Origin of the sequence: Bradyrhizobium sp. 61, from assembly GCF_023073075.1 — a bacterium.
Taxonomy (GTDB): Bacteria; Pseudomonadota; Alphaproteobacteria; order Rhizobiales; family Xanthobacteraceae; genus Bradyrhizobium; species Bradyrhizobium barranii.
On the sequence record NZ_JADPIU010000084.1, the window covers coordinates 313,467 to 328,247 of the forward strand.

General features: G+C 65.7%; 10 protein-coding genes. 9 read left to right on the top strand and 1 reads right to left on the bottom strand.

What is annotated here, in order from left to right; translation table 11 throughout:
- The first annotated feature begins 28 nt into the window (after positions 1–28).
- Both IVB46_RS34950 and IVB46_RS34955 read left to right on the top strand, forming a co-directional pair.
- Positions 29–805 (top strand): aldolase/citrate lyase family protein, encoded by a 777-nt coding sequence (locus tag IVB46_RS34950; protein WP_028146930.1) that lies wholly within the window; start codon positions 29–31, stop codon positions 803–805.
- 159 nt (positions 806–964) lie between these two features.
- Positions 965–2,488 (top strand): altronate dehydratase family protein, encoded by a 1,524-nt coding sequence (locus IVB46_RS34955; RefSeq protein WP_247308209.1) that lies wholly within the window; start codon positions 965–967, stop codon positions 2,486–2,488.
- Positions 2,489–2,501: 13 nt separating this feature from the next.
- Here IVB46_RS34955 and IVB46_RS34960 read toward each other — a convergent pair whose 3' ends face one another.
- Entirely contained in the window at positions 2,502–3,428 is a 927-nt protein-coding gene (locus IVB46_RS34960) for a lipase family protein (RefSeq protein WP_247344582.1), read from the bottom strand.
- A gap of 263 nt (positions 3,429–3,691) precedes the next feature.
- On the opposite strand from IVB46_RS34960, the gene IVB46_RS34965 reads away from it, so the two are divergent.
- The 7 genes from IVB46_RS34965 (at position 3,692) to IVB46_RS34995 (ending at position 14,734) form a co-directional block, all read left to right on the top strand.
- Positions 3,692–6,961, top strand: a complete 3,270-nt coding sequence (locus IVB46_RS34965; RefSeq protein WP_247308217.1) for a transglutaminase family protein — start codon at positions 3,692–3,694, stop codon at positions 6,959–6,961.
- 27 nt (positions 6,962–6,988) lie between these two features.
- On the top strand, positions 6,989–9,514 hold the full coding sequence (locus IVB46_RS34970; RefSeq protein WP_247308221.1) for a circularly permuted type 2 ATP-grasp protein: 2,526 nt from the start codon (positions 6,989–6,991) through the stop codon (positions 9,512–9,514).
- A complete protein-coding gene (locus IVB46_RS34975) occupies positions 9,511–10,389 on the top strand; it encodes a transglutaminase family protein (protein WP_247308222.1) in 879 nt (292 codons plus the stop codon). The genes IVB46_RS34970 and IVB46_RS34975 overlap by 4 nt, the downstream gene beginning before the upstream one ends.
- A 206-nt stretch (positions 10,390–10,595) precedes the next feature.
- A complete protein-coding gene (locus IVB46_RS34980; protein WP_063984654.1) occupies positions 10,596–11,423 on the top strand; it encodes an HD domain-containing protein in 828 nt (275 codons plus the stop codon).
- A gap of 110 nt (positions 11,424–11,533) precedes the next feature.
- On the top strand, positions 11,534–12,424 hold the full coding sequence (locus tag IVB46_RS34985) for an alpha/beta hydrolase (RefSeq protein WP_247308225.1): 891 nt from the start codon (positions 11,534–11,536) through the stop codon (positions 12,422–12,424).
- 127 nt (positions 12,425–12,551) lie between these two features.
- Positions 12,552–13,178, top strand: coding sequence for a GTP cyclohydrolase I FolE (gene folE / locus IVB46_RS34990; protein ID WP_247308228.1), 627 nt, complete (start codon positions 12,552–12,554; stop codon positions 13,176–13,178).
- 32 nt (positions 13,179–13,210) lie between these two features.
- On the top strand, positions 13,211–14,734 hold the full coding sequence (locus IVB46_RS34995; protein ID WP_247308231.1) for an FAD-dependent oxidoreductase: 1,524 nt from the start codon (positions 13,211–13,213) through the stop codon (positions 14,732–14,734).
- Positions 14,735–14,781: the final 47 nt, after the last annotated feature.

Genomic DNA, 14,781 nt, shown 5'->3' on the forward strand with positions numbered 1-14,781 from the left:
GTCCAAGCAACAAAAGAAGGAAGGCAACGTGGCGAACAAGGTCAAGGAAATCTGGAAGTCGGGCAAGGCCGTGGTCAACGCGTGGCTCGCGATTCCCTCCGGCTTCTCGGCCGAGATGATCGCGCAATGCGGCTTCGACAGCGTCACCGTCGACATGCAGCACGGCGTGCAGGACTATCTCTCGATGGTGCAGTGCTTCCAGGCGATGGACAAGCATCCCGTGACCCCGATGGTCCGCGTGCCCTGGAACGAGCCCGGCATCATCGGCAAGGTGCTCGACGGCGGCGCCTACGGCGTGATCTGCCCGATGGTGAACACGGCGCAGGAAGCGAAAAACCTCGTGTCGTATTCCAAGTATCCGCCGCAGGGCGTCCGCTCCAACGGCCCGATCCGCGCCGGCATGTACGGCACCGCGGGCTCCTACCAGAAGACCGCGAATGCCGACACCATCCTGCTGCCGATGATGGAGACCAGGACCGCGGTCGAGAACATGGAAGCGATCCTCGACGTCGAGGGCATCGACGGCGTCTATATCGGCCCGTCCGACCTCGGCTTCTCCTACGGCCTCGAGCCGAAGCTCGACCGCAGCGAGCCCGAGATCCTCGCGATCTACGACAAGATCATCAAGGAATGCGCCAAGCGCGGCCTCAACCCGGGCATCCATTGCAGCGGCGCGGAAGGCGCGGCGCGTGCGATCAACATGGGCTTCAAGCTGGTGACGTTGTCCAACGAAGTCGGCCTGATGACGACCTACGCCAAGATGCAGGTCAACGCGACCCGCAAGGATTCGGCCGGGAAGGCCTGATCTCGTGTCCCGGACGCGATGCGGCGCCTAGCGCCGCTTCGCAGAGCCGGGACCCAGTTGCTTGCGAAAGAAACGACACATGGGGCCCCGGCTCAGCAGCGCACCGTTTCACGCTGCGCTGTGTCCGGGGCACGATAGTTTTGATACAGGAGACCTGCCATGACCATCAGCCCCGTCATTCGCCTCCATCCCGATGATGGCGTGCTGATCGCGCGCGCGAGCCTGCCGCCGGGAACATTGGTTGCCGACGGCGTGACCACGGTCGAGCGCATTCCCTCCGGCCACAAGGTCGCGATCAAGGCGATCGCAGTGGGCGAGCCGGTCAGGCGCTACGGCCAGATCATCGGCTTTGCGACGGTGCCGATCGCGCCGGGCCAGCACGTGCATACGCAGAACTGCGGCATGGGCGATTTTTCCAAGGACTATGCCTATTGCGCCGACGTCAAGCCGACGCCGAACTTCGATCTGCCGGCAACCTTCGAGGGCATCCGCCGCCCGGATGGCCGCGTCGCCACGCGCAACTATATCGGCATCCTCACCTCGGTGAATTGCAGCGCGCATGTCGCAAGCCTCGTCGCCGACGTCTTCAAGAAGAATCCGTTCACCGGCGACAATCCGCTCGCTGACTTCCCCAATGTCGACGGCGTGGTCGCGCTGACCCACAAGACCGGCTGCGGCATGACGCAGAACGAGCCCTTGGCGCTGCTCCGCCGCACGCTCGGCGGCTATGCGCGTCACGTCAATTTCTCCCACGTCATCGTGCTCGGGCTGGGCTGCGAGGTGAACCAGATCGGCGGCCTGATGGAGGAGCAGAAGCTCGCCGGCCGCCTGCGCGCGATGGACATCCAGGAGGTCGGCGGCACCCGCAAGACGGTCGAAGCGGGTATTGCCTTCGTGCGTGAAGCTCTCGCGGACTCCAACAAGGTCAAGCGCGAGACTGTCGCCGCGAGCGAATTGACCGTGGCCCTGCAATGCGGCGGCTCGGACGGCTATTCCGGCGTATCCGCAAATCCGGCGCTTGGGGCTGCCAGCGATCTCATCGTCCGTCACGGCGGCACCGTGATCCTGTCCGAGACGCCGGAGACCTACGGCGCCGAGCATCTGCTCACGCGCCGCGCCGTCAGCCGCGAGGTCGGCGAGAAGCTGGTCGATCTCATGCGCTGGTGGGACGCATACACCGAGCGCGAGGGCGCCGAGATGAACGCCAATCCGAGCCCCGGCAACAAGGCCGGCGGCCTGACCACCATTTTGGAGAAATCGCTCGGCGCGATGGCCAAGGCCGGCACCACCAATCTCGTCGATGTGCTGCGCTATGCCGAGCCCATCACCAAGAAGGGTTTTATCTTCATGGACACGCCCGGCTACGATCCGGTCGCGGCGACCGGCCAGGTCGCCGGCGGTGCCAATCTGGTCTGCTTCACCACCGGCCGCGGCAGCGTGTTCGGCTGCAAGCCGGCGCCCTCGATCAAGCTCGCCACCAACACGCCCATGTACAAGCGCATGGAAGAGGACATGGACGTCAATTGCGGCACCATCCTCGAAGGCGAGGAGAGCGTTCAGCAATGCGGCCAGCGCATCTTCGAACTCATCCTGAAGACGGCGTCCGGACAGCCGACCAAGAGCGAAAGCTTCGATTTCGGCGGTGCCGAATTCGCGCCCTGGGTGCTAGGGGCGACGATGTGAGGCTACGCGGCAGTTACGGAATGGTGACCGACAACGCCCGGAAGTAGCTTGCCGGAACATGGTCGCGCACGAAGCCGGGCAGTACGTTAGATTGGTCGAGCGTCCGCGGGTCGATGTCGCTGAGTTCCTCGATGCTTGGGATCTTCAGGTGGAAATTGCCTCCGGTAAGAAGGGTACCAAGCCCGACTAGGTTGAAGCTGGGGTCGTTTCCCTCTTTCGACGCCGGCACCTGACCTGCGAAGGTCGAGCCAGACGCGCAACGCAGCATTCGGCCGACGTGGCGGAAGTTGCCTCGCAGGCTGGGTGGAACGGCCGGGACGATGTCGTTACCGTTGACGAGCCGGAACGTGCTTTCGCTGAGAGGCTCGTAGGCTTCAAAGAAATCCTGACCGCCGGTTCGCGGCCCGCCAAACGTGTAAATGGCGGTTGCCCGTAGGCCAGCATCCAACGCCCGCAGTGCTGCGATATTTGCCAAGGCGCCGCCCATGCTGTGTCCAGTAAAGAAGAGCGGCTGTCCGGCGCCGCCACTCCTGATCGCGACTTCGATGTCTGATCGGACTGCATCGACGGCTTCGGCAAATCCCTTGTGAAGAACATTTTGACTTGGTGCGAGGGTGAAGTCGGTGATCCAATCCTTGATACTGAGCGGATCGGTGCCGGAGAGTGTGACGAAAGTCGTGCCGCGTCCGACGGCGACAATGAAGCGGGCTTTTGGCGGCACCAAACCTGTAGCGGGAGTGTCGGCACCGAAGCCGCGCATCTCTAGCCCCAGTGCCTTCAGGATATCGTCTACCTTGTCGCGGTCGTCGGTCTCGTAGGCGAGCTGCGACAACCACATCATGGCTTGCGCGTTTCCCGGTGTGAAACCTGGCGTGACCGTGAAACCATCGAGCGCGTCGGCGCGATAGGAAGCCCGCGGGAATCTGACCAGAAAGCTCATCGGACACATCTCCTCTTTCAGGCCGCGCCACGCGTCGATACGTTGCGCGGCAACCATTACGAACGGGAGAGTCCATCATGCGCAAAGCGGCGCGTCGGGCGCGGCTTGTGCAGGCAATGGTTCATTCGATCATAGGTAGATCACTTCGGCAAGTGTAACTCGCAGATCAGCCCGCGGCGTAGGCAACCCGTGCCCGTTGTTAGTGCTTGATCCCACCCGGAACCGGTGTTCTGCTCAAAAAAGCTGCTGGAGCACCGCACCCCGTGTCGATCTACGTCGCACTACACCACGTCACGCACTACAAATACGACCGCCCGATCGATCTTGGCCCGCAGACCATCCGGCTGCGGCCGGCGCCGCATACGCGCACGCCGGTTCTGAGCTATTCGCTCAAGGTCACTCCGGCCAATCATTTCGTGAACTGGCAGCAGGACCCGCAAGGCAATTGGCTGGCGCGCTACGTCTTTCCGGAGAAGACGACCGAGCTGAAATTCGAGGTCGATTTCACGGCGCAGATGACCGTGGTCAACCCGTTCGACTTCTTCGTCGAGCCCTATGCCGACAGCTTTCCGTTCGAATATTCGAAGGATCTGAAGACCGAGCTCGCGCCTTATCTCGAGACCATCAAGCCCGATCGCCTGTTCGCGAAATTTCTCGACACGATCCCGCACGAAGCCCCGAACACCGTCAACTTCCTGGTCGATCTCAATCGTGAGCTTCAGAAGCACGTCCGTTACATCATCCGCATGGAGCCCGGCGTGCAGACGCCGGAGGAGACGCTCTCCTCCGGTGCCGGATCGTGCCGCGACTCCGCCTGGCTCCTGATCCAGACCTTCCGTCATCTCGGTCTCGCGGCCCGTTTCGTCTCCGGTTATCTCATTCAGATACGCCCCGACATCGATCCGATCGAGGGACCGCCAGAGGTCGAGAACGATTTTACCGACCTGCATGCCTGGGCCGAAGTCTATTTGCCCGGCGCGGGCTGGATCGGCTTCGACGCGACCTCGGGTATGCTCGCGGGCGAGGGGCACATCCCGGTTGCGGCCACGCCGCATTATCGTTCGGCGGCGCCGATCTCCGGCGGCGCCGGCTTTGCCGAGGTCGAGTTCGAGTTCGACATGAGCGTGAAGCGCATCCGCGAGGCGCCGCGCATTACAAAGCCGTTCTCCGACGAATCCTGGACGCGGCTCAATGACCTCGGCGAGCAGGTCGACGGCGATCTCGCCGCGCAGGATGTCCGGCTGACCATGGGCGGCGAGCCGACCTTCGTCTCCGTCGACGATCTGGAAGCGGCGGAATGGAACACCGAGGCCGTCGGCCCGACCAAGCGCGCGCTCGCCGACGATCTGATCCGCCGCTTGCACACGCGCTTCGGGCCGGGTGGCCTGCTGCACTTCGGCGAGGGCAAATGGTATCCCGGTGAAAGCCTGCCGCGCTGGGCCTTTGGCCTGTACTGGCGCAAGGACGGCGTACCGATCTGGAAGAATGCCGATCTGATCGCCAGGATCGAGAATCCGCGGCGCGCCGAGGTCAAGGACGCCCAGGAATTCGTGGAGGGCGCGGCGGCGCGGCTCGGACTTGATCCCGGCTACGTCATCCCAGCCTATGAGGACACCGCGTACTGGCTCCAGAAGGAAGCCGAGCTTCCCCTCAACGTCGATCCGTCCGACTCCAAATTATCCGATCCCGAAGCCCGCGCGCGGATGGCGCGCGTGTTCGACGAGGGCCTCAACACGCCGCGTGGCTTCGTGCTGCCGGTGCAACGCTGGAACGCGCCGCCGCGCTGGCGCAGCGAGCGCTGGCAACTCCGGCGCAATCATCTGTTCCTGATGCCGGGCGATTCACCGCTGGGCTTGCGCCTGCCGATCGGCTCGCTCGGCTACATCCCGCCCAACCAATATCCTTACATCGTCGAGCAGGATCCGTTGGAGCCGCGGGGCAAGCTGCCGGTGTTCACGCTCGCCGCGCGCCCGGAATCGCCGCCGCAGGTCGCGCCCGAGCATCTCAACACGTCCGTCCCCGTCCGCACCGCGATGTCGGTCGAAGTCCGCGACGGCGTGCTCTGCGCCTTCATGCCGCCGGTGGAGCGCATCGAGGATTATCTCGAGCTGGTCGCGGCCCTCGAAGCGACCGCCGAGGAGATGCAGATCCAGGTTCACGTCGAAGGCTATCCGCCGCCGTTCGATCCGCGCATCGAGGTGATCAAGGTGACGCCCGACCCTGGTGTCATCGAGGTCAACATCCAGCCGGCCAAGAGCTGGCGCGAGGCGGTCGACATCACCGTCGGGCTCTATGAGGACGCCGGCAAGACACGCCTCGGCGCCAACCGCTTCCTGGTCGACGGCCGCCACACTGGCACCGGTGGCGGCAACCACGTCGTGGTCGGCGGCTCCAGCCCGCAGGACTCGCCGTTCCTGCGCCGGCCTGATCTCTTGAAGAGCCTCGTGCTGTACTGGCAGCGGCATCCGTCACTGTCCTATTTCTTCTCCGGCCTGTTCATCGGCCCGACCAGCCAGGCGCCGCGGATCGACGAAGCGCGCCACGACAGCATCTACGAGCTCGAGATCGCGCTCTCGCATGTGCCGCCGCCGGGCTACCAGACGCCGCTGTGGCTGGTGGACCGGCTGTTCCGCCATCTGCTCGTCGACATCACCGGCAACACCCATCGCGCCGAGATCTGCATCGACAAGCTCTATTCGCCGGATGGCTCCACAGGCCGGCTCGGCCTCGTCGAATTCCGCGCGCTCGAAATGCCGCCCGATCCGCGCATGTCGCTGGCGCAGCAGTTGCTGATCCGCGCGCTGATCGCAAAATTCTGGCGCGAGCCGCAACAAGGCAAGTTCGTGCGCTGGGGCACTGCGCTGCATGATCGCTTCATGCTGCCTCACTTCATCTGGCAGGATTTTCTTGACGTGCTTTCTGAGTTGAAGCAGTCCGGCTATCCCTTTGAGCCGGAATGGTATCTGGCCCAGCTCGAATTCCGTTTCCCCGCCTTCGGCCGCGTCCATCATGGCGGCGTGACGCTGGAATTGCGTCAGGCGCTGGAGCCCTGGCACGTGCTGGGCGAGGAGGGCTCGGCCGGCGGCACGGTGCGCTACGTCGACAGTTCGGTCGAACGACTTCAAGTGAAAGCTGAGGGCTTTGTCGAGGGCCGCCACATCGTGACCTGCAACGGCCGCCGCCTGCCGATGAACTCGACCGGCCGCTCAGGCGAGGCCGTGGCCGGTGTCCGCTTCAAGGCCTGGCAGCCGGCCTCCGGCCTGCACCCGACCATCCCCGTTCATGCGCCCCTGACCTTCGACCTGATCGACACCTGGAACGGCCGCTCGCTGGGTGGCTGCGTCTATCACGTCGCCCATCCCGGCGGCCGCAGCTACGACACCAAGCCCGTCAACACCTACGAGGCCGAGGCGCGGCGGCTGGCGCGCTTCCAGGACCACGGCCATACGCCGGGTCCGATGCAGCCCCCGCCCGAGGAACGCACAAATGAGTTTCCGCTGACCCTCGACTTGCGGACCCCGCTCCTGCAATGAGAATGATGGTGGGGCAGGGAGAGGCGCATGGGCGAGGGCGCAGCCGAGCAGGGCGACAAGACGGGTAAGGCGCAAGGTCAGCGCGAAGGCCAGCGCCGCCTCGCGCAATGGGTCCGCGACTATAGCCGCCTGCCCGGCATCCCCGACGAGTTCCTGGGGCCCGACGGCGCTCCCCGCGCGGTCTGGAGCCGCTTCTTCGACGCCTTCGGCGCGCTCGCGCCGGACGAGATCGAACGGCGGTTCGGCATGGCCGACCGCCATTTGCGCGAGGCCGGCGTCACCTACCGTGCGCCCGGCGACAGCGCCGACCGGCCGTGGTCGATCAGTCATCTGCCGCTGCTGATCGACGAGGCCGACTGGAAGCAGTTGTCCGCCGGCATCACCCAGCGCGCCGAGCTGCTCGAGCTCGTGCTGCGCGACATCTATGGCGAGGGGCGGCTGGTCGCGGAAGGCGCGCTGCCGGCCGCCGCGATCGCCGGCAGTCCCGAATATCTCCGTCCCGTCTGCGGCGTGCCGCCGCCGGGCGGGCGCTATCTCTCGCTCTATGCGGCCGATGTCGGCCGCGGGCCCGACGGGCGCTGGTGGGTGCTCGGCGACCGCACGCAGGCGCCCTCAGGCGCGGGCTATGCGCTGGAGAACCGCCTGGTGCTCTCGCGCGCCTTCTCCGATCTCTACAAGTCGATGAACGTGCCGCGCGTCGCGCCGTTCTTCGAGGCGTTTCGCGACAGCCTGCGCGCGCGCGCCGATCGCGACGAGCCGCGCATCGGCGTGCTCACGCCGGGCAGCTTCAGCGAGACCTATTTCGAGCACGCGACGCTGGCGCGCTATCTCGGCTTCCTGCTGGTCGAGGGCGACGATCTCGCCGTCAGCGACAACCGCATCCACATCCGCACCGTCGCCGGCCTCAAGCGGCTCGACGTGCTCTTGCGCCGGGTCGATTCCAACTCGCTCGATCCGCTCGAGCTCGATGCGTCCTCGCATCTCGGCGTGGCCGGCCTGATCGACGTGCTGCGCAAGGACGGCGTCGTCGTCGCCAACATGCCGGGCTCGGGCGTGCTGGAGGCGCGCGCGCTGCTCGGCTTCCTGCCGGCCCTGAGCCGCCGCCTGCTCGGGCAAGAGCTGAAGATGCCGCATATCGCGACCTGGTGGTGCGGCCAGCGCATCGCGCGTGATGAAGTGCTGTCACGGCTCGACGAGGTCGCGATCGAGGGCGCCTACCGCCGTGGCGTTCCCGGCTTCGACAGCAATGGCCCGGTGCTCGCGAGCGAGCTCGACGCCGCCGGGCGCCAGCGTCTCGTCGACGCCATCAGCGCGCGCGGCATGGACTATGTCGGCCAGGAGATGGTGCGGCTTTCGACCATGCCGGTGTGGGAGCAGGGCCAGCTCACGCCGCGTCCCTTCGTGCTGCGCGTGTTCGCGGCCGCGACGCCCGACGGCTGGGCCATCATGCCCGGCGGCTTCTGCCGGATCGCCGAGCAGGCGGATGCGCGCGCGGTGTCGATGGGCGACGGCGCCCGCGCCGCCGACGTCTGGGTGGTCTCGGACAAGAAGGTCTCGATCGCGACGCTGCTGCCCGCGACCGACAAGGTGCGGATCCGCCGCATCGCCGGCGTACTGCCGAGCCGCGCCGCGGACAATCTGTTCTGGCTCGGCCGCTATCTCGAACGCGCGGAGGCAACGCTGCGGCTGGTGCGCGCGCTGGGTTCGCCGAGCGGGCCCAACAAGGGCACCGCGGCCTCGCTGCAATCGGCCGACCGCATCCAGCGCCTGCTGGTGGCCTGGGGCGCGATCTCGCAGGCCTCGCGCACTGCGCCGGGGCGCATCGTCGCCGAAGCGCTGCAGAGCCCGGAGCGTTTCGGCTCGGCGCTGTCGCTGGTACGCGCAGCGCAACGCACGGCGACATCCTTGCGCGAGCGGCTGTCGCCCGACGCCTGGCAGGTCATCACCGAGATGGCCGATCGCCTCGCCTACGAGGTCGAGGACGACGACGATGTGCTGAGCGCGGCCGAGCTGACCTTGCAGGAGCTTGCGAGCCTTGCGGGGCTGGCGCAGGAGAACATGAACCGCGCCGCCGGCTGGCGCTTCCTCGATATCGGCCGCCGCACCGAGCGCGCCATCAACACCACGCGCTTCGCGCGCCAGTTCGCCTATGACGAGGCCTGCGACGAGGATCTCGATATCCTGCTGACACTGGTGGATTCCCAGATCACCTACCGCTCGCGCTATCTGCTGGCGCCGATCCTGGCGCCGGTGCGCGACCTCGCGGTGCTCGACAGCTACAATCCGCGTTCGGTCGCATTCCAGGTGACGACGCTGAACGAGCACATCGCTTCGCTCCCGAGTCTGAAGGAGCACGGCCTGATCGAGCAGCCGCAGCGGCTCGCGGTGGCGGTGCAGTCCATGCTGGCCACCGCGGAAGCCGAGAAGCTCGAGGTCAAGACCCTGTTCTCGCTGGAACAGGACCTGCTCAGCCTCGCCGAGGCGATCGGGCTGCACTACTTCCCGCACGGCCCCAATGCGAGCCGGCCGGAAAAGCTGACGGGGCTGGCGTGATCTACGACATCCGTCACGTCACGACTTACGAATACGAGAGTCCGGTCAGCTTCGCCCGCTGCACGCTGCGGCTGGAGCCGAAGAACGGCGACGGTCAGGAGCCGATCTCGCACAGGGTCGAGATCCGGCCACGCCCGTCCGAGCGCCACGTCCGCCGCGACTTCTTCGGCACGCTCACCGAGAGCGTGGTGATCGAAACCGCGCACCGAAACTTGCGCATCGACTCGCGCTCGCGCGTGTCCGTCTCGCGCAAACCGCCGGCGCGCGATGCCGTCAGCCCGCCCTGGGAGAGCATCCGCGACATCGCGTTTGAAGCGACGAGCCTCGGGCCGTCCTCGCCGGTCGGCTATGTCTTTGCGAGCCCGCTGGTGCCGGTGCTGCACCCCGTCAGCGCCTATGCGGCCACGAGCTTTGCGCCCGGCGCAGGGATCCTCGCCGGCGCGACCGATCTCATGCATCGCATCCGCACCGAATTCCGCTACGATCCGAAGGCGACGGTGATCTCGACGCCGCTTGGCGAGGTCTTCGACAAGCGCCACGGCGTTTGTCAGGACTTTGCCCATGTGATGATCGCAGGGCTGCGCGGGCTCGGCCTTCCGGCAGCCTATGTCAGCGGCTATCTCCGTACCATTCCGCCGCCGGGCCAGCCGCGTTTGCAGGGCGCCGATGCCACCCATGCCTGGGTGTCGCTGTGGTGCGGGGCTGAGCTTGGCTGGGTCGATTTCGATCCGACCAATGATTTGCTGGTCGCCAACGATCACATCGTGCTCGCGGTCGGGCGCGACTTTTCCGACGTCTCGCCGGTCGACGGCATCATCGTCGGCTCGCCGAAGCAGAAGCTTGGCGTCGCCGTGGACGTGCTGCTGGTGGAATAAAAGCGGTCTCGCGGGGCCCGGCCAGGCTGTGTCGCGCCCCGACCGCAACCGTGATGTCGCAGGGCACAACAGCAACATATTTCCGTAAATTCGTCCCGGCGTTTGGTCACTTGGCCCAAGATGGGCTATGCTGGCCGTTGCGTTGAGGACACGAATAAGACGTCGGGAGCTGGCGTGGGACACCACCGACAAGCGGGGCTGCATCCATGATGACGTTACCGAGACTGGCGGCTGAATCCCTGGAGAAGTTGCTGGGCTCGTTCATGCGTCGCAGGTACGACGATTCCTATGCCAGGGTGGTGGAGGCCTCGACGCGCACCGCGATGGAATGCATCGGCAACAGCGACGCGCTCTATCACAATATCGAGCATACGATGCTGGTGACGCTGGCGGCCCAGGCGATCATGCTTGGCCGCAATCTGCACACGCACCTCGATGCCGAGGACTACATCCATATCCTGATCGCCTGCCTTGCGCACGACATCGGCTATGTTCGTGGGCTGTTTCCGGAGGACGACGAAGACGGTTTCGTGGTCGACGAGGCCGGCACCAAGGTGTCGCTGCCGCGCGGCGCGTCGGATGCCAGTCTGATGATGTATCACGTTGATCGTTCGATGCTTTTCGTGCGGCGGCGGCTGCCACCGATCCGCGGTATCGACAGTGAGCGCGTCGCCCGCGCCATCGAGGGCACCCGCTTCCCGGCCCGTGAAGGCCAGGAGTATGACGACGAAGCCTCGATCCTGCGCGCCGCCGACTTCATCGGCCAGCTCGGCGATCCCAACTATCTGCGCAAGGCCAACGCGCTCTATTACGAGTTCGAAGAGGTCGGCATCAACCGCCAGCTCGGCTACGACTCGCCGGCCGACATCGTGAACCGCTATCCACAATTCTACTGGAACAGCGTCGCACCGCACATCCAGACCGAGATCAGCTATCTCAACAAGACCGAGATCGGCCGGCAGTGGATCGCCAATCTCTACAGCAATGTGTTCCGCGCCGAACGCGAGATCTCGCTGTCAGGCCCGCAGAAATAGCCCCCGAAGCCCGCATGGAGCGAAGCGGAATGCGGGGACGCCTGCATCCGCGATCCCGGATTGCGCTGCGCTCCATCCAGGCTACCGCCTCTCAACTCCGTGAGTAAATCATGAAACAAAAAACCATCACCACGGATATGCTCGACATCGCCTATCTCGAATACGGCGCGCCGAATGGCTGGCCCTGCATCATGGGTCACGGCTTTCCCTATGATGTGACCGCCTATGCCGAAACCGCGCCTCTGATCGCGGACGCGGGCGCGCGGGTGCTTGTGCCGTGGCTGCGCGGCTACGGGCCGACGCGGTTCCGATCCGCCGCGACGCTGCGCTCCGGTGAGCAGGCGGCGCTCGGCGCCGATCTGCTGGCCTTCATGGATGCGCTTCGCATCGAACGCGCGGTCCTCGGCGGTTACGATTGGGGCGGGCGCGCCGCCTGCGTGGTCTCGGTGCTGCATCCCGAGCGCGTGATCGCCCTTGTCTCCGGCAATTCCTACAACATCCAGAACATCGCGCGCGCGATGGAGCCGGCTTCGCCACCGGAGGAAGCGGCGCTCTGGTATCAATATCTCTTCCACAACGAGCGTGGCCGGCGTGCGCTGGAGCGCAACCGGCGCGGCTTTGCGCGCCAGCTCTGGGCGATGTGGTCGCCGAAATGGGGCTTCGACGACGCGATGTTCGAGAAAAGTGCGGTGTCGTTCGACAATCCTGATTTTGTCGATGTCGTGATCCATTCCTACCGTCATCGCTATGGGCTGGTCGAAGGCGATCCCGCCTATGCCGCGATCGAGGCCAAGCTCGCCGCGCAGCCGCCGATCCGTGTCCCGACGATCGCGGTCGACGGCGACAGCGATGGCGTCAATCCCGGCACCGCCCATCATGCGCCCAGGTTCGAAGCCTTCTTCGAACGGCGTGTCTTCACTGGAGCCGGCCACAACCTGCCGCAGGAGCGGCCCGCCGAATGGGCGCAAGCCGTGCTCGACGTGCGGAAAGCAGCCTCGTAAAGCCCGGCTTTCCCGCCCTGCCGCCCGGGGCGCCCGATTTTTCGCGACTTCGGGAACCTTTTCCGATTGCAGCCGTCCAAGCTGAGGGACCGCCAGATGTGCGCGGCTCATTGCAGGGAGGCTATTGATGAATTCACATGCGCGCAGGTTGGAGGGCGTCGCGGTGGCGCAGCTGCCAGGCGAACGGCCTGGCAGGGCCGAGGTCGAGCAGGCGGTCCGGACCATGATCCGCTGGGCGGGCGACGATCCCGCGCGCGACGGTCTGCACGACACGCCGGACCGGGTTGCGCGCGCCTTCGAAGAGTATTTTTCCGGCTATGCGCAGGATCCGACCGAAATCCTGCAAAAGACCTTTGAGGAGATCGAAGGCTATGACGAGATGATCGTCCTGCGCGGCGTTCGCTTCGAAAGCCATTGCGAGCACCACATGGCGCCGATCGTGGGCCGCGCCTGGGTGGCCTATATCCCGCAGGGTCGCGTCGTCGGCATCAGCAAGCTTGCGCGGGTGGTGGACATCTACGCAAAACGCCTCCAGATCCAGGAGAAGATGACCGCGCAGATCGCCAATACGATCAACGATGTGCTGAAGCCGGAAGGCGTCGGCGTCATCATCAAGGCGACGCATCACTGCATGACCACGCGTGGCGCGCACAAGCCTGGAACCGATCTCGTCACCAGCCGCATGCTGGGTGTGTTCCGTGACAACGCGCTGACACGTCAGGAGCTGTTGGGGCTGGCCAATTCGGACGCGTGATCCGCGCGGGCCGAGCTGAAGGAGACGACACCATGACCGAGCACAAGACGCCGAGCGGGCCGGACCTCACCAGGGGCGTGTTGCTGACCGCGTTCGAGGACGGTAAGCTGCTCGGCCATGTCGGCGAGGAAGACGTCTTGCTGGTGCAGGCCGGCAGCGAAATCTTCGCGATCGAGCCGTCCTGCAGCCACTATCACGGTCCGCTCGCCGAAGGGCTGGTCGTCGGCGACACGATCCGCTGCCCCTGGCATCACGCCTGCTTCTCCTTGCGCACGGGCGAGGCCACCCGCCCGCCGGCGCTGAACGCGCTGGCGGTCTGGGAGGTCACGCGCGACCAGGACAGGATCTCGGTTCAGCGCAAGCGCGAGATGCCGCAGCCTGCAGCGTCACATCGCAGCGCGCCGACGCCGGAAAAATTCGTCATCGTCGGCGGCGGCGCGGCCGGCTTTGCGGCCGCCGAGACGCTTCGGCGCGAGGGCTTTGCCGGCGCCATCACCATGCTCAGCGATGACGGCGCGATGCCGGTCGACCGGCCGAACCTCTCCAAGGATTACCTCGCCGGCAGTGCACCCGAGGATTGGCTGCCGCTGCGGGGCGAGGACTATTATCAGGACGCGGGCATCGATCTCAGGCTCAACACCAATGTTGCAGCGATCGATCCGAAGGCGCGCATCATCACGCTCGGCAATGGCGACAAGCTGCCGTTCGACCGGCTGCTGCTCGCGACCGGCGCCGAGCCGGTCAAATTGCAGATTCCGGGCGCGGACCAGGCACACGTGCACACCTTGCGCACCGTTGCCGACAGCCGCGCCATCATCAAGGCGGCGGGTAGCGCGAAGCGCGCGCTGGTGATCGGCGCCAGCTTCATTGGCCTCGAAGTCGCGGCCTCCTTGCGGGCGCGCAAGCTGGAGGTGCATTTGGTTGCCCCCGAGCAGCGGCCGATGCAGCGCGTGCTCGGCCCCGAGATGGGCGATTTCGTCCGCGCGCTGCATGAAGAGAGCGGCGTCCACTTTCACCTCGAGGACACCGTGGAAAAGCTCGACGGCAAACGCGCCACGCTGAAGAGCGGCAGCGTGATCGAGGCCGATCTGGTCGTGGTCGGGATCGGCGTCAAGCCGCGCCTTGCGCTCGCCGAGCAGGCGGGGCTCGCCATCGATCGCGGCATCAGCGTGAACGAGTATCTCGAGACCAGCGCATCAGGCATCTTCGCCGCCGGCGACATCGCGCGCTGGCCCGATCCGCATTCGGGCCAGAACATCCGCGTCGAGCACTGGGTGGTGGCGGAGCGGCAGGGCCAGGCCGCGGCGCGCAACATGCTCGGCAGGCGCGAACGTTTCGACGCCGTGCCGTTCTTCTGGTCCCAGCATTACGATGTCCCGATCAACTATGTCGGCCATGCCGAGAGCTTCGATGACATCGCCATCGACGGCAGCATCGACGGCAGGGACTGCCTGCTGAAGTATCGCAAGGGCGGGCGCGTGCTGGCGGTTGCTTCGATCTATCGCGATCTCGATAGTCTCAAGGCCGAGCTCGACATGGAGCGCTCGCGCGCGTGAGGCGCCCCGTCCGCTCTTGACTTAAGTCAATGGGGGCTCCCGCGGGG

What these genes read in the sequence shown, in the direction of transcription:
- IVB46_RS34955 (WP_247308209.1), top strand. Translation starts at nt 965, where the DNA reads ATGACCATCAGCCCCGTCATTCGCCTCCATCCCGATGATGGCGTGCTG.
- IVB46_RS34960 (WP_247344582.1), bottom strand. Translation starts at nt 3,428, where the DNA reads ATGAGCTTTCTGGTCAGATTCCCGCGGGCTTCCTATCGCGCCGACGCG.
- IVB46_RS34970 (WP_247308221.1), top strand. Translation starts at nt 6,989, where the DNA reads ATGGGCGAGGGCGCAGCCGAGCAGGGCGACAAGACGGGTAAGGCGCAA.
- IVB46_RS34980 (WP_063984654.1), top strand. Translation starts at nt 10,596, where the DNA reads ATGATGACGTTACCGAGACTGGCGGCTGAATCCCTGGAGAAGTTGCTG.
- IVB46_RS34985 (WP_247308225.1), top strand. Translation starts at nt 11,534, where the DNA reads ATGAAACAAAAAACCATCACCACGGATATGCTCGACATCGCCTATCTC.
- folE (WP_247308228.1), top strand. Translation starts at nt 12,552, where the DNA reads ATGAATTCACATGCGCGCAGGTTGGAGGGCGTCGCGGTGGCGCAGCTG.
- IVB46_RS34995 (WP_247308231.1), top strand. Translation starts at nt 13,211, where the DNA reads ATGACCGAGCACAAGACGCCGAGCGGGCCGGACCTCACCAGGGGCGTG.